21 protein-coding genes are annotated in these 22,767 nt (G+C 70.5%); 13 read left to right on the top strand and 8 right to left on the bottom strand.

Going from position 1 to position 22,767, the window contains the following annotated elements; genetic code table 11:
* Positions 1-527 precede the first annotated feature (527 nt).
* The 6 genes from rho to FF100_RS19665 all read left to right on the top strand — a co-directional run bounded on the left by rho (position 528) and on the right by FF100_RS19665 (position 8,217).
* The gene (rho, locus tag FF100_RS19690) at positions 528-1,841 is read left to right on the top strand and encodes a transcription termination factor Rho (protein ID WP_139037386.1); all 1,314 of its coding nucleotides are present in this window, start codon (positions 528-530) and stop codon (positions 1,839-1,841) included.
* 688 nt (positions 1,842-2,529) lie between these two features.
* Positions 2,530-3,843 carry a tRNA uridine-5-carboxymethylaminomethyl(34) synthesis GTPase MnmE gene (mnmE, locus tag FF100_RS19685; protein ID WP_139037385.1) on the top strand — a complete coding sequence of 438 codons (1,314 nt, stop codon included), beginning with the start codon at positions 2,530-2,532 and terminating at the stop codon, positions 3,841-3,843.
* A gap of 87 nt (positions 3,844-3,930) precedes the next feature.
* Entirely contained in the window at positions 3,931-5,811 is a 1,881-nt protein-coding gene (gene mnmG / locus FF100_RS19680; protein WP_139037384.1) for a tRNA uridine-5-carboxymethylaminomethyl(34) synthesis enzyme MnmG, read from the top strand.
* Positions 5,808-6,449, top strand: a complete 642-nt coding sequence (rsmG, locus tag FF100_RS19675; protein WP_139037383.1) for a 16S rRNA (guanine(527)-N(7))-methyltransferase RsmG — start codon at positions 5,808-5,810, stop codon at positions 6,447-6,449. The genes mnmG and rsmG overlap by 4 nt, the downstream gene beginning before the upstream one ends.
* Positions 6,446-7,294, top strand: coding sequence for a ParA family protein (locus FF100_RS19670; RefSeq protein ID WP_139037382.1), 849 nt, complete (start codon positions 6,446-6,448; stop codon positions 7,292-7,294). The genes rsmG and FF100_RS19670 overlap by 4 nt, the downstream gene beginning before the upstream one ends.
* A 35-nt stretch (positions 7,295-7,329) precedes the next feature.
* On the top strand, positions 7,330-8,217 hold the full coding sequence (locus FF100_RS19665; protein ID WP_139037381.1) for a ParB/RepB/Spo0J family partition protein: 888 nt from the start codon (positions 7,330-7,332) through the stop codon (positions 8,215-8,217).
* A gap of 41 nt (positions 8,218-8,258) precedes the next feature.
* Here FF100_RS19665 and holA read toward each other — a convergent pair whose 3' ends face one another.
* The 3 genes from holA to leuS form a co-directional block, all read right to left on the bottom strand.
* Positions 8,259-9,287, bottom strand: a complete 1,029-nt coding sequence (gene holA, locus FF100_RS19660; RefSeq protein WP_139037380.1) for a DNA polymerase III subunit delta — start codon at positions 9,285-9,287, stop codon at positions 8,259-8,261.
* Between the two features lie 7 nt (positions 9,288-9,294).
* The gene (locus FF100_RS19655) at positions 9,295-9,831 is read right to left on the bottom strand and encodes an LPS assembly lipoprotein LptE (RefSeq protein ID WP_139037379.1); all 537 of its coding nucleotides are present in this window, start codon (positions 9,829-9,831) and stop codon (positions 9,295-9,297) included.
* Positions 9,832-10,094: 263 nt separating this feature from the next.
* Positions 10,095-12,686: a leucine--tRNA ligase gene (leuS, locus tag FF100_RS19650; protein WP_139037378.1), complete on the bottom strand. Its 2,592-nt coding sequence runs from the start codon at positions 12,684-12,686 to the stop codon at positions 10,095-10,097.
* A 166-nt stretch (positions 12,687-12,852) separates the two neighbouring features.
* Here leuS and FF100_RS19645 point away from each other — a divergent pair, with 166 nt between their 5' ends.
* Positions 12,853-13,548: a YggS family pyridoxal phosphate-dependent enzyme gene (locus FF100_RS19645; RefSeq protein ID WP_139037377.1), complete on the top strand. Its 696-nt coding sequence runs from the start codon at positions 12,853-12,855 to the stop codon at positions 13,546-13,548.
* Between the two features lie 10 nt (positions 13,549-13,558).
* On the opposite strand, the gene FF100_RS19640 is transcribed toward FF100_RS19645, so the two are convergent.
* Both FF100_RS19640 and FF100_RS19635 read right to left on the bottom strand, forming a co-directional pair.
* Positions 13,559-13,759, bottom strand: coding sequence for a hypothetical protein (locus FF100_RS19640; RefSeq protein WP_093568647.1), 201 nt, complete (start codon positions 13,757-13,759; stop codon positions 13,559-13,561).
* Positions 13,760-13,933: 174 nt separating this feature from the next.
* Positions 13,934-14,497 (bottom strand): L,D-transpeptidase family protein, encoded by a 564-nt coding sequence (locus tag FF100_RS19635; RefSeq protein ID WP_139037376.1) that lies wholly within the window; start codon positions 14,495-14,497, stop codon positions 13,934-13,936.
* A 102-nt stretch (positions 14,498-14,599) separates the two neighbouring features.
* On the opposite strand from FF100_RS19635, the gene FF100_RS19630 reads away from it, so the two are divergent.
* On the top strand, positions 14,600-15,277 hold the full coding sequence (locus tag FF100_RS19630) for a 3'-5' exonuclease (protein ID WP_139037375.1): 678 nt from the start codon (positions 14,600-14,602) through the stop codon (positions 15,275-15,277).
* Positions 15,278-15,445: 168 nt separating this feature from the next.
* On the top strand, positions 15,446-16,132 hold the full coding sequence (locus tag FF100_RS19625) for a response regulator transcription factor (protein WP_139037374.1): 687 nt from the start codon (positions 15,446-15,448) through the stop codon (positions 16,130-16,132).
* A 122-nt stretch (positions 16,133-16,254) separates the two neighbouring features.
* Here the strand turns inward: FF100_RS19625 and FF100_RS19620 are convergent, their stop codons facing one another.
* On the bottom strand, positions 16,255-17,343 hold the full coding sequence (locus FF100_RS19620; protein WP_425463327.1) for an alanine racemase: 1,089 nt from the start codon (positions 17,341-17,343) through the stop codon (positions 16,255-16,257).
* A 274-nt stretch (positions 17,344-17,617) separates the two neighbouring features.
* On the opposite strand from FF100_RS19620, the gene FF100_RS19615 reads away from it, so the two are divergent.
* The 3 genes from FF100_RS19615 (at position 17,618) to dapD (ending at position 20,663) form a co-directional block, all read left to right on the top strand.
* Complete coding sequence (locus tag FF100_RS19615; RefSeq protein ID WP_139037372.1) at positions 17,618-19,138, top strand: GGDEF domain-containing protein; 1,521 nt, start codon at positions 17,618-17,620, stop codon at positions 19,136-19,138.
* A gap of 146 nt (positions 19,139-19,284) precedes the next feature.
* Positions 19,285-19,737 (top strand): Crp/Fnr family transcriptional regulator, encoded by a 453-nt coding sequence (locus tag FF100_RS19610; protein WP_139037371.1) that lies wholly within the window; start codon positions 19,285-19,287, stop codon positions 19,735-19,737.
* An 80-nt stretch (positions 19,738-19,817) separates the two neighbouring features.
* Positions 19,818-20,663 carry a 2,3,4,5-tetrahydropyridine-2,6-dicarboxylate N-succinyltransferase gene (dapD, locus tag FF100_RS19605; protein ID WP_139037370.1) on the top strand — a complete coding sequence of 282 codons (846 nt, stop codon included), beginning with the start codon at positions 19,818-19,820 and terminating at the stop codon, positions 20,661-20,663.
* Between the two features lie 26 nt (positions 20,664-20,689).
* On the opposite strand, the gene panC is transcribed toward dapD, so the two are convergent.
* Together panC and FF100_RS19595 are read right to left on the bottom strand one after the other, a co-directional pair.
* On the bottom strand, positions 20,690-21,556 hold the full coding sequence (gene panC, locus FF100_RS19600; protein WP_139037369.1) for a pantoate--beta-alanine ligase: 867 nt from the start codon (positions 21,554-21,556) through the stop codon (positions 20,690-20,692).
* Between the two features lie 305 nt (positions 21,557-21,861).
* Positions 21,862-22,035 (bottom strand): type II toxin-antitoxin system VapB family antitoxin, encoded by a 174-nt coding sequence (locus FF100_RS19595; protein ID WP_139037368.1) that lies wholly within the window; start codon positions 22,033-22,035, stop codon positions 21,862-21,864.
* 131 nt (positions 22,036-22,166) lie between these two features.
* On the opposite strand from FF100_RS19595, the gene FF100_RS19590 reads away from it, so the two are divergent.
* Positions 22,167-22,739 (top strand): HD domain-containing protein, encoded by a 573-nt coding sequence (locus tag FF100_RS19590; RefSeq protein ID WP_139037367.1) that lies wholly within the window; start codon positions 22,167-22,169, stop codon positions 22,737-22,739.
* Positions 22,740-22,767 lie beyond the last annotated feature (28 nt).

The following is a 22,767-nucleotide window of genomic DNA, read 5'->3' as shown; positions in this document are numbered from 1 at the left end:
GGTCGGGTCAGCCGTTTCGATCGGACGTGGCCGCATCCGCAACACAGAGACAATGCGCCAGACTGCAACGACGGCGACGGCCGGTCCCGAACTACTCTGCCTTGGCCGCAAGATTGATGATCAGCGGTTGTACAATCGGGGTTGGACGTTCCAAATGTTAATGCGGGGCCGCCTTCGGGGCGCCGATAGTTCGGGCGTGCTTCGGGTCGCGGCCGGAGCATCCGCGCCGGGTCCCGCCGTCACTTCCTCTGCCGCCGCACCGCCGCTCGCCCCACTTTTCCCCACCGGGGACTTGAGTCGACGACGAGGACCCGTTACATAAAGTCGTTCCCTCCTCCATCGTCACGTCACGTCGCATCCAGAGCCGTCCGGCTCCCCCTCGCGACCTCCGGGACATATCAGGCGACGACTTCGCGACCGGTGCCCGCCTCGGCCACCCCGTTGCTCCCGCTCACCGCCGCGTCCAGCGGCGGCCGGATCCTCCCGGACATGACGCTCCCCGCTTCGCCCCCGCACCCCGAAATCCCATGATCGAAGACACTCTCGCCCCGCTCGAGACCTCGGCCGCCCCCGCCATGCGCGAGGTGAAGCTGCAGGACCTCAAGTCGAAGACGCCGACCGAGCTTCTCGCCTTCGCCGAGGAGGTCGAGGTCGAGAACGCCTCGACCATGCGCAAGCAGGAGCTGATGTTCGCGATCCTGAAGCAGCTCGCTGCCAAGGACGTCGAGATCATCGGCGCCGGCACCGTCGAGGTGCTGCAGGACGGCTTCGGCTTCCTGCGCTCCTCCGACTCGAACTACCTGCCGGGTCCCGACGACATCTACATCTCGCCGACGCAGATCCGCCGCTTCGGCCTGCGCACCGGCGACACCGTCGAGGGGCCGATCCGCGGCCCGAAGGACGGCGAGCGTTACTTCGCGCTGCTCAAGGTCAACACGATCAACTTTGAGAGCCCGGACAAGATCAAGCACAAGGTCCACTTCGACAACCTGACGCCGCTGTTTCCCACGCAGCGCTTCAAGCTCGAGCTGTCGGAGCCGACCCGCAAGGACTTCTCGCCCCGGATCATCGACATTGTCGCGCCGATCGGCAAGGGGCAGCGCGCCCTGATCGTGGCGCCGCCGCGCACCGGCAAGACGGTGCTGATGCAGAACATCGCCCAGTCGATCACCCTGAACCATCCCGAGTGCTACCTCATCGTCCTGCTCATCGACGAGCGGCCGGAAGAGGTCACCGACATGCAGCGCTCGGTGAAGGGCGAGGTGATCGCCTCCACCTTCGACGAGCCGGCGACCCGCCACGTCCAAGTCGCCGAGATGGTGATCGAGAAGGCCAAGCGCCTCGTCGAGCACGGCCGTGACGTCGTCATCCTGCTCGATTCGATCACCCGCCTCGGCCGCGCCTACAACACCGTGGTGCCGTCCTCCGGCAAGGTGCTGACCGGCGGCGTCGACGCCAACGCCCTGCAGCGGCCGAAGCGCTTCTTCGGTGCCGCCCGCAACATCGAGGAGGGCGGCTCGCTCTCCATCATCGCGACCGCACTGATCGATACCGGCTCGCGCATGGATGAGGTGATCTTCGAGGAGTTCAAGGGCACCGGCAACTCCGAGATCATTCTCGACCGCAAGGTCTCGGACAAGCGCATCTTCCCGGCGATCGACATCACCCGCTCCGGTACCCGCAAGGAGGAGCTGCTGGTCCCGCCGGACGCGCTCAAGAAGACCTATGTGCTCCGCCGCATCCTCAACCCGATGGGCGTCACCGACGCGATCGAGTTCCTGCTCGACAAGCTGCGCCAGACCAAGAGCAACAGCGACTTCTTCGACTCGATGAATACCTGACGCGACCGACGATCGCGAGTGGCTCGATGCGCGGCGCCCCGGGAGGGGCGCCGTTCTCGTTTGGGGGAAGCGTCGCGGCATCGGGCCGTGCTTGTCTCGCGGAGTGCTGTGAGATGCCGAGCGGCCCGCGACCACGTCGCTCCGAGATCCGACGAAGCCGCACGATCCCGCGCCACGGCCGGCGCGCTGGATGCCGGGCCTGCCGCCCTCCCCTGCCCCGGATCCCGAATCCTTGTCCCTCGCTGCCGGGGGAGCCGAAAGCCACGGAATGGGGAGCAGCGCTCTCCGGGCGTGCCGGGAGGTCCGACGCGTGTCGTCGAGATATTCCATCCGCTCGGGCCTCGCGGGAGGGCACCCGGACGCATCGCCACTCATCACGTCGGTCGGGGCGCGATCAAGCGAGGTCGCGGGGTATGGCCATGCCAGCCGGCGACCGATGGGAACCAAAACGCCGGCCTGCAGTGCCGTCCCGACAGGGCGCGCCGATCGAAGGCGGTCGATCGTAGAGCCATCGCCGCTCATGCCGGTAAATCCGCCGGTGTCGCGCTCCGGCGCGTGTGCCCATCATCGACTGCCGGCCTATCCTGCGTCGTGGCACCGGCGGGTCACCCTTTCGACCCCGTTCGGCCCCGGTCCCGGATCGTGCTAGCCACGTTGCCCGACCCTCAGCCTCGACTGCCCCGACGCAATGCTCTCCTCCGATACGATCTTCGCGCCCGCCACTGGCTATGGCCGCACTGCCGTTGCCGTCGTGCGGATCAGCGGTCCGCAGGCCGGCCCTGCGCTTTCCGCCTTGATCCGGGCACCGCTGCCGCACGCACGGCGGCTGTCGTTGCGCAGCTTGCGTGAGCCGGGGAGTGGGGAGATCCTGGATCGCGCCCTGGTCGCCTGGCTGCCAGGCCCCGGCACCGCCACCGGCGAGGACATGGTGGAACTCCACCTCCATGGCGGTCCGGCCGTGCGGGCAGCCGTCTTGCGCAGCCTGGGCCAACTCTCGGGCCTCGCGCCGGCCGAGCCTGGCGCCTTCACGCGCCGGGCCTTCCTCAACGGCCGCATGGATCTGACCGCCGTCGAGGGACTGGCCGACTTGATCGAGGCCGAGACCGAGGCGCAAAGGCGGCAGGCCGTACGTCAACTCGACGGCGCTCTCGGCCGAGCGGTCGAAGGGTGGCGGGACACGCTCCTCGACGTGCTCGCCGGCACGGAAGCGGCGCTCGACTTCTCCGATGAGGGCGATGTCGACGACGAGGCGTTGACGGCCTCCGGCCGCATCGCGGCTGCGCACGTGCGCGACCAGATCCGCGGCGCCCTTGCCGATGGCCGTCGCGGCGAGCGCCTGCGCGATGGCTTCACGGTCGTGCTCGCCGGCGCGCCCAATGCCGGAAAATCGACCCTGCTCAACGCGCTCGCCCGACGCGATGCGGCGATCGTCTCCGAGATCCCCGGGACGACCCGGGACGCGATCGAGGTGCGGTGCGACCTCGGCGGACTGCCCGTGCTGTTGGTCGACACCGCCGGCCTGCGCGACAGTGCCGACGCGGTCGAGGCGGAGGGCGTCGCACGCAGCCGCCGCCGCATGGATCAGGCCGATCTCGTTCTGTGGCTGCGCGAGCCCGGCGGGCCGTCCCACCCTCCCCTCTCCGTTCCCCTTCTCAACGTCGCCACCAAGGCCGACATGGCGGGCCTTGCCCCGGCGGGTGAACTTGCCATCTCGGCGGCATCCGGCCTCGGTCTCGATCGCCTGCTCGCCGAGATCGAGCGGCATGCCGCGATGTCGCTCGGCGCGGGCGAGGCCTTGATCACCCGGGAGCGCCAGCGCCTGGCGCTCGAGCGGTGCGCCGGACATCTCGACCGCGTCGTGGCCCAGGGCGGCCGTCTTCCCGTCGAGCTCGTCGCCGAGGATCTTCGCCTCGCCGTTCGTTCCCTCGGGGAGGTCTCCGGCCGCGTCGGAGTCGAGGACATGTTGGATCGGCTGTTCTCCAGCTTCTGCATCGGCAAGTAGGATGCCGCTCCCGGGTGTTTTCACGTGAAACGCGGATCGGCCCGAACCTCCGATTGACGCCGCGGCCTGGTGCCGCCTAATCACCTCATGCACTCCAGAGAATCCTCCTTCGACGTGATCGTCGTGGGCGGCGGGCACGCGGGCGCCGAGGCGGCCGCGGCTGCTGCCCGTTACGGGGCTCGTACTGCCCTCGTCACCCATCGCCGCGACACGCTCGGAGCGATGTCGTGCAACCCCGCCATCGGCGGCCTCGGCAAGGGGCATCTCGTGCGCGAGGTCGATGCCCTCGACGGTCTCATGGGTCGGATTGCCGATCGCGCCGGGATCCAGTTCCGCCTGCTCAACCGTCGCAAGGGACCGGCGGTGCGCGGCCCGCGGACGCAGGCCGACCGAAAACTCTATGCTCGCGCGATGCAGGCCGCCCTGGCCGAAACGCCCAACCTGACCATCGTCGAAGGCGAGGTTGCGGATCTCACGGTCGTAGATGGGTGGATCGCCGGTGCACATCTCGCCGATGGGAGGGCCCTCCCCTGCCGCGCCGTCGTGCTCACCACCGGGACGTTCCTGCGCGGGCTGATCCATATCGGCGAGGTCACGATGCCCGCCGGCCGGATGGGCGAAGGTCCGGCGCTCGGCCTGTCCGCGACCCTCGACCGGCACGGCTTTGCTCTCGGCCGCCTCAAGACCGGCACGCCGCCGCGGCTCGACGGCCGCACCATCGATTGGCACGGGATCGACAAGCAGGCCGCTGACGATGAGCCGGTGCCGTTCTCGAGCTTGACCGAGCGCATCTCCACGCCTCAGGTCGAGTGCGGCGTCACCCGCACGACGCAAGCGGCCCATGACCTGATCCGCGCCAACCTGCAGCGATCGGCGATGTATTCCGGCGGCATCACCAGCCGCGGTCCGCGCTACTGCCCGTCGATCGAGGACAAGGTCGTCCGTTTCGGCGATCGTGACGGCCATCAGATTTTCCTGGAGCCGGAAGGCCTCGACGATCCAACCGTCTATCCGAACGGCATCTCGACCTCCCTGCCGGAGGATGTGCAGCATGGCATCGTCCGCCTTCTCCCCGGCTGCGAGCGCGCGGTGATCCTGAGGCCGGGCTACGCCATCGAATACGATTACGTCGATCCACGCGAGCTCGATCCGACTCTCCAGACCCGCCGTATCGCGGGCCTGTTCCTGGCTGGCCAGATCAACGGCACGACCGGCTACGAGGAGGCCGCGGGTCAGGGGCTGGTCGCCGGTCTCAACGCGGCCCGACGCGCCGGCCACGCCGACCTGGCGGTGTTCGACAGAGCCGAATCCTATCTTGGGGTGATGATCGACGACCTCGTGACCCATGGGGTCAGCGAGCCGTACCGCATGTTCACCTCACGCTCCGAGTACCGGCTGAGCCTTCGGGTCGACAATGCCGACGAGCGCCTGACCGGACGCGGTCTCGCCCTCGGCTGCGTCTCCGCCACCCGCGCCGCGCATGATGCCGGCCGCCGCGAAATGCTGCTCGCAGCCCGAGCGACGCTCGACGCGTTGAGTCTGACCCCGACGGAAGCACAGCGCCACGGCATCGCCCTCAACCGCGACGGCATTCGCCGCTCGGCCTTCCAGCTCCTCTCTTATCCCGAGATCGGCTGGGATCGCCTTGTGGGGGTATGGCCGCAGCTCGGGGATATCGCGCCTGCCCTCGCCGACCGGCTCTGCACCGACGCGACCTACGCGGTCTATCTCGACCGGCAGCAGGCCGATATCGCTGCCTTCCGACGTGACGAGGCGGTGACGCTGCCCGCCCGGCTCGATTATGGCAGCATCGCGGGTCTCTCGAACGAACTCCGCGCGAAGCTCGACATCGTGCGTCCCCTCACCCTCGGCCAGGCCGCCCGCATCGAGGGCGTCACCCCTGCCGCCCTCACCCTTCTCGCGGCGCATGCCCGCCGCAGCATCCCAGCTCAGGTCCCGGCCGAATGACGGATCATGCTCCCGGCCGCGATGCCGTCCTGCGCCAGGCCGGCGTTTCACGTGAAACAGCGGCGGCCCTCGATCTTTACGTTGCCCAGCTCAACCGCTGGCAATCGATCAAGAACCTCGTCGGCCCTTCGACCCTCCGCGAGGTCTGGAGCCGCCACGTCGCCGATTCGCTGCAACTGCTGGCCCTCGCCCCCGAGGCGACGCGCTGGCTCGATCTCGGCAGCGGCGCCGGCATTCCAGGACTGATCCTGGCGATCGCCGGGCGCGAGCGGCCGGGTTTCCGCGTCGATCTGGTCGAGAGCAACGGCCGCAAGGGCGCGTTTCTGCAAGAGACTGCGCGCCTGACGGGGGCGCCGGCCCGCATCCACGTCGCCCGCATCGAAACGGTGATCGAGCGCTTCGCCGATTCGCAGATCGTCACCGCACGGGCGCTGGCGCCCCTGTCCCAGCTGCTCGCCTGGACCGAACCGCTGTTGAAAAACGGAGCCACCGGGCTTTTTCCGAAAGGGCGTGATGTCTTAACCGAATTGACCGATGCGGAGGAAAGGTGGAGATTTACCGCGGATCTGATCCCGAGCCGGACCGATTCTGAGGCCAGAATCGTCCGCGTCTCCACAGTGAGCGGCCTTCTCCCATGATCGCGGAACCCCCTGAGTCGCAGGTGAGCGGCAGCCCGCGGCCCCTGCGCATCATCGCGCTCGCCAATCAGAAGGGCGGCGTCGGCAAGACCACCACGGCGATCAACCTCGGTACCGCACTGGCAGCTATCGGCGAGCACGTGCTGATCGTCGATCTCGACCCGCAGGGCAACGCCTCGACCGGTCTCGGGATCGACCGCCGCCAGCGCCGCCTCTCGACCTACGACGTGCTCGCCGGCGAGGCGCTCCTGGCCGAAGCGGTGCAGGTCACCGCGGTGCCGCGCCTCTCGCTGGTCCCCTCGACCATGGACCTGCTCGGCCTCGAAATGGCGATGGCGAGCGCGCCCGACCGGGCGCAGCGCCTGCGCCGGGCGCTCGAGCCCCTCGACCGGGGCGAGATGCCGGCGGATCAGCGTTACACCTACGTGCTGATCGACTGCCCGCCCTCGCTCAACCTGCTGACGCTCAACGCGCTCGCCGCGGCCCACGCAGTACTGGTGCCGCTGCAATGCGAGTTCTTCGCGCTTGAGGGTCTGAGCCAGCTGCTGCGCACCGTCGAGCAGGTCAAGGGCGCCCTCAATCCGCGCCTGGCGATCCAGGGCGTGGTGCTGACGATGTTCGATCCGCGCAACAACCTGTCGGCGCAGGTCGTCGCCGATGTGCGCGAATTCATGGGCGACAAGGTCTACGAGACCATGATCCCCCGCAATGTGCGCGTGTCCGAGGCACCGTCGCACGGCAAGCCGGTGCTGCTCTACGACCTCAAATGCGCCGGGTCGCAGGCCTATCTGCGGCTCGCCTCCGAGGTCATCCAACGGGAAGGCCGCCTGCCGGCCGCGGCCTGAACCAGCGTATGGGAGTCGATGAGAGGATGAAGGGCATGGCGGAGGAGGGAGCGCGGCCGCGCCTCGGGCGGGGTCTCGCGGCGCTGATCGGCGATTTCGGCGAGGAGGCCCCTGCTGCCCCCGAGAAGACGAAGGCCGGACAGCGGCGGGTGCCGATCGAGTTCCTGCGGCCGAACCCCCGCAACCCGCGCCGCCATTTCGCCGAGACCGAACTCGAGGAGCTGTCGGCGTCGATCCGCACCCGCGGGGTGATTCAGCCGATCGTCGTCCGGGCGCTGGCCAACCTGCCGGACGCGTTCGAGATCGTCGCCGGCGAGCGGCGCTGGCGCGCGGCGCAGCGCGCCGGCCTGCACGAGGTCCCGGTGGTCACGGTCGAGATCGACGACCGCACCTCGCTCGAATACGCCATCCTGGAGAACGTCCAGCGCGCGGATCTCAACGCCATCGAGGAGGCGGCGGGCTACGAGCGGCTGATGAGCGAGTTCCGCTACACCCAAACCGAACTCGCCGAGATCATCGGCAAGAGCCGCAGCCACCTCGCCAACACGCTGCGCCTGCTGCAATTGCCGCCGGGCGTCCAGGATCACGTCATCGCCGGCAGCCTCACGGCTGGTCACGCCCGGGCGCTCCTCGCGGTCAAGGATCCGGAGGGCATCGCCCGCCGGGTGATCGAGGACGGGATGACGGTGCGCGAGGTCGAGGCGCTCGCTGCCGGCGAGCAGACCGGCACTGGTCCGCGCCCCGGCCGGCCGCGCAAGAGCCCGGTCGAGAAGGATGCCGACACTCGCGCCCTCGAGCGGCGCCTGGAGGACGCTCTCGGCGTGGCGGTGTCGATCGAGACCAAGGGCGGCGGCGGCGAGGTCCGCCTTCGCTACGCCAGCCTCGACCAGCTCGACGGGCTGTGCCGGCGCCTGGAGATGTAGAGCCAAGTCGCCGGGCCCCAGGGCCCGGCAGGGTAGGGGGGTCAACCCCGCCGTGCCGCCTCGTTGGCGAGGCGCAGGAACAGGTCGCCGGCGATCGCGTGCGAGAACGCGCCGCCGGCGCGTCGGGCATTGAGCACCGCCTCCTGCAGCAGCGACACCGCCCGGCGCAACGAGGCCGGGCTCCAGCGGGCGAGCTGCGTCTCCACGATCCGCTGCCGCCGGAAATGCAGGCCGCGCCAGCCCGCCACCATCGCGGCGGGGCTCTTGCCCTCGCCGTCGAGGCGGGTGGCGAGCAGCGTGACGGCGTGACGGAGCGCACCCCCCAGCATCACCGAGGCGTCCATGCCCTCGATCTGGAAGCGGCGGTAGCTGCGCTCGGTCTCAGCGATTCGCCCCGCGAAGGCGGCGTCGATCAGGGCATTGAGCATCGAGCCCGAGACGTCGCTGCCGATCGCCTCGACATCGTCGATCCCGATCTCGGCCTGGCCGCGGGCGTAGAGCGCGAGCTTCTCGATCTCGCCGAGGCTCGCCCGTCGATCGCCGCCGAGACTGCCCGCGAGCAGATCGCGGGCCTCACGGGTGATGCGCAAGCCGTCGGCCCGCAGGGTACGCTCGATCAGGTCGGCGAGGGTGCCGGCATCGTCGGGGTAGCATGGGATCGCGAGCGCCTTGGGCGAGCGCTCGCAGACGACGCGCAAGGGCGCCGACTTGGCGAGGTCGCCGGCCTCGACCACGATCCGGGTATCCGCGCCATCCTGCTTCAGCGCGGCCTCGACCGCCGGGGCATAGTTACGGCTGCCCGGGCGGACCCAGACCGCACGCTTGCCGCCGAACAGCCCGACCGTGCCGGCCTCGTCGATGAGGCGGCCGGGATCGCTCGCCAGCGTATCGCCGTCGAGCTTGACCAGCGCGAAAGGGTCCGACGGATCGTCGACCGCCTTCTCGGCGAGCAGACGGGCGCGCTCGGCGACGAGTCCGGTATCGGGTCCGTAGACCAGGATCACGGCGATGCGCGGGTCGGGGCCGCGACGCAGCAAACCCTCGACCTCGCCGGCCTTCACGGCAGTCATGATGCGCTCAGGGCTGGGTCGCCAGGATCGCGGCGACGCGGGTCTTGATCTGCTCGGACAGAAGCTTGGCCAGGCGGATTTCGGCGTCGCGCGCGGCGCGCAGGCTGGCGAAGCGCTGGGCCGAGCGGTCGTAGGTGGCGGTCCCCTGCGCGACGCCCTCGGTGATCGTGCGGTCGCCGGACAGGGTCTGGACCTTGTAGGAGGCGGTACCGAGCAGGGTCGCCGATTCGGCGCGGCCGGTGAGCGAGCTGACGATCGGCGTCTGCACCGACTCGCTGGCTGTGAGTGTCAGGCGGTACCTCTTCTCCGACGGGGTGCCGGAGCCGTCGAGATCGAAGACCAGCTCGCTGCGCAGATAATGGCCGAGGCGCTCCTGGCCCTGAGCGGTCTTCGCCGGTTCGACCTGGATCGAGGCGAGCACTGCGCTCAGGGGCGCGCCCGAGGCGGTCGGCCCGTAGAGCGGCCGGAAACAGGCCGAGAGGCCGAGCGCCAGGGTGGCGACGAGAGTGAGGTTCCGCGCCGTCTTCGCCGTGCTGCCTGCCATGAAGGTCCGTCCTGCCACCGCTTGCCTCGTGACCGCTACGCTGACGCCGTTACCGCCCCGCCGCCGACCTGCCAAGGGGGAGGCTGAGACCTTTCGGGCCGTGCCCGTCGGGGCCGTCACGATAGGGGAATCGATCTAAAGACTTTCTACGGCGACAGCAGGGCCGCGACGCCGCAACGCCGTGAAAAGCGGGGATGACATGAGAAGGGCCCGACGATCAGCGGATCGCCGGGCCCCGGATTATTGGCTCGTCACCTGGTCGGTCAGACCACGATGTTGACGATGCGCAGCGGCACCACGATCACCTTGCGGGGAGCCTTGCCCTCCAGCGCACGCTGAACGGCCTCGAGCGCCAGTACCGCCTCCTGCACGGACGCCTGATCGGCATCGCGCTTCACCGTCACGTCGGCGCGCTTGCGGCCGTTGATCTGGACCGGCAGCGTGATGCTGTCCTCGACCAAGAGGTCGTGCCTCACGGCGGGCCAGGCCGCTTCCGCCACCAAGCCGTCCTGCTGGAGCGCGGTCCAGCAGGTCTCGGCGAGGTGCGGCATCATCGGGGCGATGAGCTGAACCAGAATCAGCGTCGCTTCCCGCAAGGCAGGGGAGGGGGCATGGCCACGCTCGGCGTTGACCGCGTCCTGCAGGCTGTTCGCCAGCTCGTAGACATGGGCGACGCAGCGGTTGAAGCGCAGGCGCTCGATGTCCTCGCCGACCGCGGCCAGGGCCTTGTGCGCCGCCTTCAGCGCCGCCTCGCTGTCGGACGCCGCCGGCACGGTGCCGCCCTCGGCGACCTCGCTCACCATGCGCCAGACGCGCTGGACGAAACGCGAGGCCCCCTGCACGCCGTCCTCGGTCCAGATCACGTCGCGCTCCGGCGGCGAGTCGGACAGCATGAACCAGCGGGCGGTGTCGGCGCCGTAGGAGGCGATGATGTCGTCGGGGTCGACGACGTTCTTCTTCGACTTCGACATCTTCTCGATCGCCCCGATGGCGACCGGTGCGTCAGTTTTCACGTGAAACGCTTTGCGGGCGCCGTCCTCGGTCACGATCTTGACGTCGACCGGCTGCACCCAGGCACCGGCCTCGTCGCGATAGGTCTCGTGGACGACCATGCCCTGCGTGAACAGGCCGGCGAAAGGCTCGTCGAGCCCGGCCCAGCCGGTCTGGCGCATCGCCCGCATGAAGAAGCGGGAATAGAGCAGGTGCAGGATCGCGTGCTCGATGCCGCCGATATACTGGTCAACCGGCAGCCAGTGATCGGCCACGGCCTTGTCGGTCGGCGCGTCCTCGAGCCACGGCGCGGTGAAGCGGGCGAAGTACCAGGACGAATCGACGAAGGTGTCCATCGTGTCGGTCTCGCGCCGGGCCGGCTTGCCGCAGCACGGGCACGGCACGTTGCGCCAGGCGGCGTCGCGCTCCAGCGGGTTGCCGGGCACGTCGAACGAGACCTCCTCCGGCAGCCGCACCGGCAGGTCGGCGACCGGCACCGGAACGACGCCGCACGACTCGCAGTGGATCACCGGGATCGGGCAGCCCCAGTAGCGCTGGCGCGAGACGCCCCAGTCGCGCAGGCGGAACTGCACCCGGCGGCGGCCGATGGGAGCGCCGTCGAGCGTCTCGGCCTCCAGGCGGTCGGCGACGGTCTTGAACGCCTCGTCGGTCGTCATCCCGTCGAGGAAGCGCGAATTGATCATCCGGCCGTCGCCGTCATAGGCGGTATCGGTGATCACGAAGGTAGCGGGATCCTGGTCCGGCGGGCAGACGACGGGGGTGTTGCCGAGGCCGTACTTGTTGGCGAAGTCGAGATCGCGCTGGTCATGAGCCGGGCAGCCGAACACCGCGCCGGTGCCGTACTCCATCAGCACGAAATTCGCGACGTAGACCGGCAGGGTCCAGGACGGATCCAGCGGATGCCGCACCTTCAGCCCGGTATCGAAGCCGAGCTTCTCCGCCGTGTCGATCGCGGCCTGCGCGGTGCCCATGCGCCGACACTCGGCGATGAAGTCCTGCAGGGCCGGATTGTCCGCCGCCACCGCGGCGGCGAGCGGGTGGTCGGCGGCGACCGCCAGGAACTTGGCGCCGAACAGCGTGTCGGGGCGGGTGGTGTAGACCGTGACCTCAGGGCTCGCGCCCTCGGGCGCGCGCTCGAGCGCGAAGCGCAGCTCCAGCCCCTCGGAGCGGCCGATCCAGTTGCGCTGCATCAGCCGGACCTTTTCCGGCCAGCGCTCCAGCGTGTCGAGCCGGTCGTCGAGATCCTGGGCGAAGTCGGTGATCTTGAAGAACCATTGGGTCAGTTCGCGCTGCTCGACGAGGGCGCCGGAGCGCCAGCCGCGCCCATCGATCACCTGCTCGTTGGCCAGCACGGTATGGTCGACCGGGTCCCAGTTCACCTTGGCGGTGCGGCGCGAGACCAGCCCGGCCTTCAGGAAGTCCAGGAACATCCGCTGCTGGTGCTTGTAGTATTCCGGATCGCAGGTCGCGATCTCGCGGCTCCAGTCCAGCGACAGGCCCATCGATTGCAGCTGCGCCCGCATCGTCGCGATGTTGGCGTAGGTCCAGTCCCGCGGATTGACCTTGTTCTGCATCGCGGCGTTCTCGGCCGGGAGGCCGAAGGCGTCCCAGCCCATCGGATGCAGGACGTTGAAGCCCTTGGCGCGCTTGTAGCGCGCCACCACGTCGCCCATGGCGTAGTTGCGCACGTGGCCCATATGGATGCGCCCCGACGGGTAGGGGAACATCTCGAGCACGTAATATTTCGGACGGGGATCGTCGTTGCGGGTGCGGAAGATCTCGCGCTCGGCCCACACCTGCTGCCAGTGGGGCTCGGAATCCTTCGCGTTGTAACGTTCGGCCATGGCGGCGTCTTTGCGACCGGTCGGCGCCGGCGCCGTGAGCACCGGCGGCAGGGATGAAGGGAAAACGTCACGGCCGCAAACGGTTGAGCTTGCTCGGCGCGGCGCCGGCGGACTAGGACACGGTTTGGTCCCGAGGGTCAACAATCAAGCGAGAGAGGCGTCGGTCATGATCGACCCGCAGACCGTCACGGCGAATCTGACCGAAGTGCGGGAGGCCGTCGCCCGGGCGGCCGAGGACAGCGAGCGCGATCCCGCCGGCGTCGCGCTCATCGCCGTCTCGAAGACGATTCCCCCCGAGGGCATCCGGCCGGCCCTCGCGGCGGGCCAGCGTCTCTTCGGCGAGAACTACGTCCAGGAGGCGAAGGCCAAGTGGCCCGCCTTGCGCGAGGAGGCGGAGGGGATCGAGCTGCACCTGATCGGCCCGCTGCAATCGAACAAGGCCCGCGAGGCGGTCGAGCTGTTCGACGTGATCCATACCCTCGACCGGACCTCGCTCGCCGCGGCCCTGGCGAAGGAGATCCAGCGCAGCGGCCGGCACCCCGCCCTGCTGGTACAGGTCAATACCGGTGAGGAGCCGCAGAAGGGCGGCGTGGCGCCGGGCGCCGTCGCGGCGTTCTTGCGTGAATGCGCGGAGACGCACGGGCTCACGATCTCGGGTCTGATGTGCATCCCGCCGGCGGAGGACCCGCCCTCGGCGCATTTCGGCCTGCTGGCAGCGATCGCCCGCCGCCACGCCCTGCCGCTCCTGTCGATGGGGATGAGCGCCGACTATCCGGCGGCGATCCAGGCGGGGGCGACCCATGTGCGGGTCGGCAGCGCCATCTTCGGGGCGCGTCAGCCCAAGGACATCGCAACGGGCTGACGCGCGACGCTCAGTTCGCGTGCAGGCAGCGGATCTCTTCCCGCGCCTGCTCCAGGAAGCGGACGCGGTCCTCGTCCGTCAGCAAGATGGGCGAATTCGGCAACCCGTCCCGGTAGCGGGCGGTGCTGTCCCAGAGGGTGCCGCGAGCACCCTCCGCCGCGTGGATTTGTCGAGCACGAACGATCTCGGTCGCGGTGTAGGCGTCGAGCATGCGTCTCTCCCTGCGTCCGATGAGGCTTTTATGTGGCAGCCGGACCCTAGCGCATGTTGTCGCGGGACGCGAGTGTGGTAGCGTTACCAAAATGAAAGAGTTTATTGTGCCCTGCAGCAATGCGGATCGAGAAAATTTTTCGCGAAAGGGCCGTTAGATCAGCGGAGACCTTCCTTAGATCGTGAGCCGGGTGCCGGGCCCGAGCCGGCGCAGGAGCCGGACGAGATCGGGGCGGCGCAGCGCGACGCAGCCTTCGGTCGGTTTGAAGCCCGGGCGGGCGACGTGCAGGAAGATCGCGCTGCCATGCCCGCGACGGATCGGACCGCGGTTGTAGTCGAGGTCGATCACGAGGTCGTAGAGCCCGTCGTCGCGCCACATCGCCTCGGCGCTGATGCCCGGCGCCGGCAGGGGGATCGGGCGGTTGTAGCGCCGGTCGCGCGGGTCGTCGCACCAGCCGTCGCCCGGGCGGAGGGGGCGCAGGGGGAGAGCCGTCGGCGGCCGGGTCCCGAGCCGGTCCGGCCGGTAGAAGCCGCCGCGCAGGCGGAACGTCCCGCGGGGCGAGGCGCCGTCGCCCTCCCGCTTGGTGCGGGTCTGGCCGCCCTTGCCGAGGGCGCAGGGGACCAGGACCGGGCCGGCGATCAGCGTGCCGCGCCGGCGGTCGAGGGGATTCGGGCGGACCCGCAGGTGCGGGAGGGTGGTGCGCTTCACGGAGACCGGCTTCACGGGGATCAGCTTCATGCGGATCATCTGTAGGGCGCCGGCGCCGGCGGCGTCGAGACCGTGACAGGTGGGGCGGACCGGTCGAGAATGCCGCGCGATCCGATGAGCTGCCCGACCGTCATGTCCACGCTGCCGACCGCCGACCCTGCCCCGTCGCCCGATTCGAGCCCCGACTGGCTCGCCTGGTTGCCGCCGCGCCTCGTCGCCCTCGACGTCGAGACCACGGGCCTTCACGAGACCGACCGGGTGGTGAGCTTCGGCGCCGTCGTGCTGACCACGGCCTCGCTCGCCGCCGGCCGGCCCGACATCGCCTGCCATCACCTGATCTTCGACCCCGGCCGTGCCAGCCACCCGAGGGCCGAGGCGGTGCACGGCTACGACGATTGGCTGCTGCGCCACCAGGACCCGGCCGGGCGGCATGCCGGCGCGCTCGCCGACCTCATCGCCGGGGCCGACCTCGTCGTCGCGCACAACGCCGCGTTCGATCTCGGCTTCCTCAACCGCGAGCTGCGGGAGGCCGGTCTGCCGCCGGTCGCCACCAAGGTCTACTGCACCATGGAGGCCTATCGCCGTCGGGGCGAGAAGGGGAGGGCGGCCCTCGATGCGGTGTGCCGGCGGATCGGAATCGGCCGGGTCGGCGCCCGCCACGGCGCCCTCGAGGATGCCTGGCTGGCGCTCCGCGCCTATCTCTGGCTTCAGGCCTGCCCGGTCGCGGTCGCGCGTCCGACCCTCGCCCCGCCCGCCAACCTGCGCGCCGCGCCGCTCCGTCCGGAGGGCCCGCTGCCGCCCCGCGGCTGAGGGCGGGGGGAGCCGTCACCGTGGACAGTCGCGCCCGCGACCCTTGCCGCGGCTTGACGCTCCGCTACTCTGCCCCGCACGCTGCCAGGCTGCGATCCGTCCGGGATCGTGGCGTCGGCCGGCGGCGGGACCGCGCGCCCGTCCGCCTTCCTCGAGAGTGCCGGTTCGATGTCGAACGCCCACCGCCTGCTCGTCGTCGACGACGATCCGACCCTGCGCGACACCCTGACCGAGCAGCTCGCCCTGTCGGACGCGTTCGAGGTCGTCACCGCCGAGACCGCCCGCGGGGCGATGGACCGCGTCGCGGCCGAGCGGGTCGACCTCGTGGTGATGGATGTCGGCCTGCCCGACCTCGACGGCCGCGAGGCGGTGCGGATGATGCGTCAGGGCGGCTTTCGCGGCCCGGTGATCATGCTGACCGGCCAGGTCTCGGATTCCGACACCGTGCAGGGGTTGGATGCCGGCGCCAACGATTACGTGACGAAGCCGTTCAAGCTCGCGGTGCTGCTCGCCCGCATCCGGGCGCAGCTGCGCCAGTACGAGGCGAGCGAGGACGCGGTGTTCCAGATCGGTCCCTACACCTTCCGGCCGGGCGCCAAGCTGCTCGTCGGCGAGCGCGGGTCGAAGCTGAAGCTCACCGAGAAAGAGACCGCGATCCTGCGCTTCCTCTACCGCGCCGGGCGCCAGGTGGTGGGTCGCGACACGCTGCTCGCCGAGGTGTGGGGCTACAACGCCCAGGTCACCACCCATACCCTCGAGACCCACATCTACCGCCTGCGCCAGAAGATCGAGCCCAACCCGGCGACGGCCTCGATCCTGGTGACGGAGGGGGGCGGGTACAAGCTGCTGCCGTAGCCGTATTCGCGGCGAAAGGTTGTCATCGGGCCTTTGATCCGCTTCGATGGATCATCGACCCTCCGGGTCATCCCGGGGCCGCGTCAGCGGAGCCCGGGATGACATCGCGGGCTTCAGGCCCGCTACGCGATCAGCCCCCGCGCCGCGACCGGGATCGTGCCGACGATCGCGCCGTCCCGCACCGCCACCAGCTCGTTGACCATGTTGACGACGACGCAGACGTGGTTGGGCACCACCTCGACCAGGGTGCCGACCGGAGGCCGCTCGGCGCAGGCCCGAAGGTCGAGGAAGCCGTGCTCCTCGGCGAAGCCCGCGATGCGGGCGCCCGGATGGTCGGGCATCAGGCCGTGCCCGTCGAGGCCGCCGCCGGTGTCGCTGGTCAGCGTCTTCGAGCCGGCATCCAGGATGCCGCGCTCCGCTCCCGCCCGGCTCACCACGCGGGCGAGCACGGCGAGCGCGCAATCGTCGAGGGTCGCGACGCCGGCCTCGATCATCATGCGGTCGTTGAAGATCACGGTGCCGGCCCGGTGCTCGGTGGTGCCGCGGATCTGCCCGATCTCCGGGATGTTCGGCGTGCCGCCGGTCGAGACGATGCGGGCCGAGAGCCCGTGCTCCGCGAGCCCCGCCTGCGCCTCGTCGAGGAAGGCTTGAGCCGCCGCGACGCCGCCGGGCGGCGGGTAGAGCATCAATCCGGCGAAGGCCAGGCCCGGCCGGCTCGCGATGTCGCGGGCGAGCGCCACCGCCTCGCCCGGGGTCTCGACGCCGGCGCGCTTGCGGCCGGTGTCGCATTCCACCACGACGTCGAGGGTGCGCCCGCCGGCCTGGGCCGCGTCCGGCAGGCCCGCCACCGTCACCGGATTGTCGGCCGCCACCGTGATCCGGGCCGGGCTCTCGCGCAGGAGCCGGCCGAGGCGTTCGACCACGTGCGGCCCGATGAGGTTGTAGCTCACCAGGATGTCGTCGATGCCCGACGCCGCCATCACCTCGGCCTCGCCGAGCTTCTGGCAGGTGATGCCGCGGGCGCCGGCCTCGATCTGCATCCGGGCGATGATCGGGCTCTTGTGGGTCTTGATGTGCGGGCGGTTGGCCACGCCGGCGGCGTCGCAGGCGGCCTGGAGCCGCGCGATGTTGCGGGCCACCCGGTCGAGGTCGATGACGACCGCCGGCGTGCCGTAGCGGCGGGCGATCTCCTCGCGGAGCGCGGGGGCGATCATCGCGGGCCGCTCGCCCGGAGCGTGGCCGAAACTCGCATTGATCGCATCGTGGTTCCTCCTGCGGTGGGCCTTGCGCGCCGGATCCGCATCGGCGCCGGACGGCCTCCGGGGCGGGACCTTAACCGGAAACGGCATGCCGCGTCCCTGTCGGGGGGCCTGTCGCCTGCAGGAATATTGCGCAACGGCAGGCCGTCATCGCTCGGGCGCAACCCAATCTTAGACTTCTCGTCCTAGAACCGGGGAATCGCAAGCAGTGCGCAACGGAGCGCCGATGCATCCCCGATCCCGCCGGCGTCCCACCGCGTCCCGCATGCTGGCCGGGTCGATCATCGGCGTCACCCTGGTGATCGGCGCGACCTCCGGCTTGATGGTCATGCAGATGCGCCGCAGCGCCTGGGACCAGGTCGGACGCGTGTCGCAGAACCTGCTCGAATCGGTCGAGCACATGGTCGACCGCAACATCGAGCTCTACGACCTGTCGCTCCAGGCGGTGGTGGACGGCCTGCGCAACCCGGAGGCCGACGGGATCGCCCCGGAGCTGCGGCAGCTCGTGCTGTTCGACCGGGCCGCCACCGCGAGCGGCCTCGGGGCGATCCTCGCCCTCGACCCGCAGGGGCAGGCCTTCGTCGATTCGAGCGCCGTGGTGCCCCGCCCGCTCGGCTTTCCCGATGCGGATTTCTTCCTCGTCCACAAGGCGCGGGAGGATGGCGGCCTCTATATCGGCAAGCCGCTCCGGATGGGGCCGGAGGCACGCTGGGTGATCCCGCTGAGCCGCCGCCTCTCCTACGCCGACGGCGCCTTCGCGGGCGTCGTCGTCGGAACGATCGACATCGGCTACTTCAACGCCCTGTTCGCCCGCCTCAGCCTCGGCGACCGGAGCCGCATCGCGTTCTTCCGCGACAGCGGCGAGCTGCTCGTGCGCAGCCCGATGCTCGAGAGCGCGATCGGCCAGAACCTGACGAAGGCGGCGCATTTCCCGCGCTTCTTCGAGCACCATTCCGGGCAGTTCGTGGCGACCGCCTATACCGAGGCGATGGAGGGCCTGTTCACCTACAGCCGGATCGGCGACCGGTCCCTCGTGGCCACGGTGGTGGTGCCGACGGAGGCGATCACGGCCCTGTGGCGGCCGAAGGCGGGGGCGATCGTCGCCCTGGTGACACTCCTGTGCGGCGGCATGATCGTCCTGACCCTGGTGCTCCAGCGCGAGCTCGAGCGCCGCGGCCGGGCCGAGGAGCAGGCGCTCGCGGCCAACCACGACCTCGCCCGCCTCGCCCATACCGACGGGCTGACCGGCCTGCCGAACCGGCGCCATTTCGACGAGGCCTTCTCGCGAGCCCGCGAGCAGGCGGCGCGGGACGGCACGCCGCTCGCGCTGGTGCTCCTCGATGCCGACCGGTTCAAGCTCTACAACGACACCTACGGCCACCTCGCCGGGGACGAGGTGCTGCGCGCCGTGGCCCGGGTGCTGCAGCGCCAGATCCGCGAGCCGGAGGAGACGGCCTGCCGGATCGGCGGCGAGGAATTCGCCGTGCTGCTGCCGGGCGCCCCGGTCCGCGAGGCGGCCGCCCGGGCCGAGCGGATCCGCCAGGCGCTGGCGCGGCTGCAGATCCCGCATGTCGGCAATGAGGGCGGCATCGTCACGCTCAGCCTCGGCGTCGCCGAGGCGGTTCCGGGCGAGAGCGGCGGCCACTGCTTCTCGGCCGCCGACGCGGCCCTCTACGAAGCCAAGCGCCAGGGGCGCAACCGGGTGGTGGCGGGGCCGAGCGGCGTGGACGGCGTCAAGGTCGCCTGAGCGGGGCCCGAGGACCCGCGAAAGGGTCGTCACCCGCGCATGGTGCGGCGCCGGCGGATCGGCTAGAGCTTGGCCGGGCGACGCGGCTGCGCGAGACGGCGCAGGTGCGGCGAGCCGCGTGACCGCTTCAGGGGAGAGCGAGGCCGTTGGCGCTCGACGACGACATCGCGATCCTGCTGGCGGCGCCGCTGTTCGGGTTGATGAGCCGGGACGCCCTGCGGCTGATCTCGTTCGCGGCCGAGCGCCGGCGGCTGGAGCCGGGCGCCGTGCTGTTCTCCCGCGGCGACATGGCCGAGGGCGGCTTCGTGGTGATCCGCGGCACGGTGGTGCTCGCGCCGCGCTCGCCCCGCGGCGCACCGGTCGAGGCCGGTCCCGCGGCGCTGATCGGTCAGACCGCCCTGTTCTTCCCCTCGGAGCGGCCGACCACCGCGCGGGCCGGCGGCGGGCCGGTCGAGGTCATGGTGGTGACCCAGGCGGTGATGCGCCGGGTGCTCGAGGTGTTTCCCGACACCGCCGCGGTGATCCACGACGCGCTCGCCGACGAGCTGGCGGCGCTGACCCGGGCCTTCGCGGGCAGCCGCGCCGCCGACCTGACGTAGCAACCCCGACGTGACAGCACGCCAGGGGCTTTGCTACAGGGGACGCCGCAACGAACGCATTCCCTGCCTGGACGCCTCCCATGTCGCACGCCGATCTCGCCCGGACCATCGAAGCCGCTTGGGAGGACCGCGCGGGCGTCGGCGCCGACACCCGCGGCCCGGTGCGCGAGGCCGTCGAGGCCGCCCTGGCGCTGCTCGATTCCGGGAAGGCCCGGGTCGCCGAGAAGTCCGGCAACCACGACTGGCACGTCAACCAGTGGCTCAAGAAGGCGGTGCTGCTGTCCTTCCGCCTCAACGACATGGCGCTGATCGAGGGCGGGCCCGGCGGCGGCGGCTGGTGGGACAAGGTGCCGTCGAAGTTCGAGGGCTGGGACGCCGCGCGCTTCCGCGCCGCGGGCTTCCGGGCGGTGCCGGGCGCTGTGGTGCGCCGCGGCGCCTTCATCGCGCCGGGCGCGGTGCTGATGCCGTCCTTCGTCAATCTCGGCGCCCATGTCGGCGAAGGCTCGATGATCGACACCTGGGCCACGGTCGGCTCCTGCGCCCAGATTGGCAAGAACTGCCACATCTCCGGCGGCGCCGGCATCGCCGGCGTGCTCGAGCCGCTCCAGGCCAACCCGGTCATCATCGAGGACAATTGCTTCATCGGCGCCCGCGCCGAGGTGGCCGAGGGCGTGATCATCGGCGAGGGCAGCGTGCTCTCGATGGGTGTCTATATCGGCGCCTCGACCAAGATCATCGACCGGGCGACCGGCGAGGTCACCTACGGCCGCGTGCCGCCCTACTCGGTCGTGGTGTCGGGCACGCAGCCCGGCAAGGCCCTGCCGGACGGCAGCCCCGGCCCGTCGCTCTACTGCGCGGTCATCGTCAAGCGCGTCGATGCCGGCACCCGGGCCAAGACCGGCATCAACGAGCTGCTGCGGGACTGAGGAAAGTCTCCTGCGTCGCGGTCGCCTCAGACCGCGACGTTGTCGATCAGGCGCGTGCGGCCGAGATAGGCCGCCGCCAGCACCCGGGCCGGACCCTCGACGCGCTCCAGCGGTGCCAGGCTCTCGGCATCGTTGGCCGAGAGATACTGGACGGGCGTGAACCCCGCCGCCGCGAGGGCGGCCCGGCCCTCGGCCAGTGCGGGACCGGTCGGCGCGCCGCCGCGCACGGAGTCGGCCACCTGCCGCAGCACCCGGTGCATCGCGGGGGCGGCCCGGCGCTCCTCGTCCGAGAGATAGCGGTTGCGCGAGGACATCGCGAGGCCGTCGGCCTCGCGCAAGGTCGGGACGCCCTCGATCGCGACCGGGATGTCGAGGTCGCGGGTCGCGCGGCGGATCACCTGGAGCTGCTGGAAGTCCTTCTCGCCGAACAAGGCCCGGTCGGGCAGGGCCTGCAGCAGCAGCTTCGTCACCACGGTGGCGACGCCGGCGAAATGCCCGGGGCGCAGGGGCCCGCACAGCACCTCCGTCAGCCCCGCCACGGTGACGGTGGTGGAGAAGCCCGGCGGGTACATCGTCGCCACGTCCGGCAGGAAGGCGGCATCCGCCCCGACCTCCGCCAGCAGCGCGAGGTCGGCTTCCAGGACACGCGGGTAGCGGGAGAAGTCCTCGTTCGGGCCGAACTGCGTCGGGTTGACGAAGATGCTGACCACGACCCGCCGGCAGCTCTCCTGCGCCCGCCGCACCAGGGACAGGTGCCCCTCGTGCAGCGCGCCCATGGTCGGCACCAGGGCCACGCCCTCGCCGGCCTCCCGCCAGGCCCCGACCCGCGCCCGCAAGGCGGCGACGTCGCCGAGCCGGAGGACGGAGGCGGGAGGGGAGGGGGATGGCGTCATCGTGGATCTCCGGTCGGTCGGGCCGGCGGGACGGTAATCGGGGCGGCGGCAGGGCGCCAAGAGAGACGTTGTGCGAAGGTTCAGCCGCGTCCTTGGCAAGGCAGGGTTCGCCGCGACGGCATCCGGGACGGACCTGACTGCCGGCATCTTTGCGAGGAGGCCGGTATCGTTGGGTCAAGGGGCAAATCCCATTATTGATGCACGAATTATTGATGCGCAATCGTGGTGTGGTTTGATCGTGAGGCGTCATCGCGGGACTCGTCCAGGCGCGCCGGCGCCGGGGCCGCTTCGCGCGCGGTTTGGTCTCAGGCCACGCCATGCTCGGCCCGGGGCCACGCCGCCGTCTCGCGCGGCGTCTCGGCGCTCGTCATCGCCTCTCTCATGGTGATGACGAGCGCCTCCGTAATCCCGACACCGGCCAGCTCGGCGAACTTGCGCGTCAGCGCGTCGGCCTCGGGATGGCTGACGGTGATCGCCATGCCGCTCGTCGCCCGGCCATCTCGCTGCGGAGATGGGGAACGTGATATCGATGCCCGCAATCCGCGGGATGCGGCGTCGGGGCGAGCCCGGTAGCGGCACGCCCGCCCGGCTCGATCAGGGAGACGCGCCCATGACCCCGGACGACCTCGCCGGCACCCTCGCTTTCCTGCGGCGGGCGGAGGCGCTCAAGAGCACATTGCGCAGCGGCCACGCCGCCTCCGGCCGGCCGGAGAGCACGGCTGAGCACAGCTGGCGGCTGTGCCTGATGGCGATGGTGCTGGGCGGCGGCGTCGCGGGGGTCGACGTGCTGAAGCTCCTCAAGATGTGCCTCGTCCACGATCTCGGCGAGGCGGTCGGCGGCGACATTCCCGCGAACGATCCCCGGTCGGCGGACAAGGCCGCGCAGGAGCGGCGCGACCTTCTCGCCATCACGGTTCCGCTGCCGCCGGCGCGGCGGGACGAGATCCTGAGCCTGTGGGAGGAGTACGAGGCCGGTACCTCGCCGGAGGCGGTTCTGGCCAAGGCCTTCGACAAGCTGGAGACGATCCTCCAGCACAACCAGGGCCTCAACCCGCCGGGCTTCGATTACGGCTTCAACCTCGCCTATGGCGCGACGCACACCGCCCGCCACCCGCTGACGGCGGCGATCCGCGCCATGCTGGACGACGAGACACGGGCGCGGATGGTGCCGCGTGCCGAATAGGGAACCGGGGGCGGGCCGGCCACGCGTC

Source organism: Methylobacterium terricola (assembly GCF_006151805.1).
Taxonomy (GTDB): domain Bacteria; phylum Pseudomonadota; class Alphaproteobacteria; order Rhizobiales; family Beijerinckiaceae; genus Methylobacterium; species Methylobacterium terricola.
This window is presented reverse-complemented; position numbering and strand designations above follow the sequence as displayed.

What these genes read in the sequence shown, in the direction of transcription:
- rho (WP_139037386.1), top strand. Translation starts at nt 528, where the DNA reads ATGATCGAAGACACTCTCGCCCCGCTCGAGACCTCGGCCGCCCCCGCC.
- mnmE (WP_139037385.1), top strand. Translation starts at nt 2,530, where the DNA reads ATGCTCTCCTCCGATACGATCTTCGCGCCCGCCACTGGCTATGGCCGC.
- mnmG (WP_139037384.1), top strand. Translation starts at nt 3,931, where the DNA reads ATGCACTCCAGAGAATCCTCCTTCGACGTGATCGTCGTGGGCGGCGGG.
- rsmG (WP_139037383.1), top strand. Translation starts at nt 5,808, where the DNA reads ATGACGGATCATGCTCCCGGCCGCGATGCCGTCCTGCGCCAGGCCGGC.
- FF100_RS19670 (WP_139037382.1), top strand. Translation starts at nt 6,446, where the DNA reads ATGATCGCGGAACCCCCTGAGTCGCAGGTGAGCGGCAGCCCGCGGCCC.
- FF100_RS19665 (WP_139037381.1), top strand. Translation starts at nt 7,330, where the DNA reads ATGGCGGAGGAGGGAGCGCGGCCGCGCCTCGGGCGGGGTCTCGCGGCG.
- holA (WP_139037380.1), bottom strand. Translation starts at nt 9,287, where the DNA reads ATGACTGCCGTGAAGGCCGGCGAGGTCGAGGGTTTGCTGCGTCGCGGC.
- FF100_RS19655 (WP_139037379.1), bottom strand. Translation starts at nt 9,831, where the DNA reads ATGGCAGGCAGCACGGCGAAGACGGCGCGGAACCTCACTCTCGTCGCC.
- leuS (WP_139037378.1), bottom strand. Translation starts at nt 12,686, where the DNA reads ATGGCCGAACGTTACAACGCGAAGGATTCCGAGCCCCACTGGCAGCAG.
- FF100_RS19645 (WP_139037377.1), top strand. Translation starts at nt 12,853, where the DNA reads ATGATCGACCCGCAGACCGTCACGGCGAATCTGACCGAAGTGCGGGAG.
- FF100_RS19640 (WP_093568647.1), bottom strand. Translation starts at nt 13,759, where the DNA reads ATGCTCGACGCCTACACCGCGACCGAGATCGTTCGTGCTCGACAAATC.
- FF100_RS19635 (WP_139037376.1), bottom strand. Translation starts at nt 14,497, where the DNA reads ATGAAGCTGATCCCCGTGAAGCCGGTCTCCGTGAAGCGCACCACCCTC.
- FF100_RS19630 (WP_139037375.1), top strand. Translation starts at nt 14,600, where the DNA reads ATGTCCACGCTGCCGACCGCCGACCCTGCCCCGTCGCCCGATTCGAGC.
- FF100_RS19625 (WP_139037374.1), top strand. Translation starts at nt 15,446, where the DNA reads ATGTCGAACGCCCACCGCCTGCTCGTCGTCGACGACGATCCGACCCTG.
- FF100_RS19615 (WP_139037372.1), top strand. Translation starts at nt 17,618, where the DNA reads ATGCATCCCCGATCCCGCCGGCGTCCCACCGCGTCCCGCATGCTGGCC.
- dapD (WP_139037370.1), top strand. Translation starts at nt 19,818, where the DNA reads ATGTCGCACGCCGATCTCGCCCGGACCATCGAAGCCGCTTGGGAGGAC.
- panC (WP_139037369.1), bottom strand. Translation starts at nt 21,556, where the DNA reads ATGACGCCATCCCCCTCCCCTCCCGCCTCCGTCCTCCGGCTCGGCGAC.
- FF100_RS19595 (WP_139037368.1), bottom strand. Translation starts at nt 22,035, where the DNA reads ATGGCGATCACCGTCAGCCATCCCGAGGCCGACGCGCTGACGCGCAAG.
- FF100_RS19590 (WP_139037367.1), top strand. Translation starts at nt 22,167, where the DNA reads ATGACCCCGGACGACCTCGCCGGCACCCTCGCTTTCCTGCGGCGGGCG.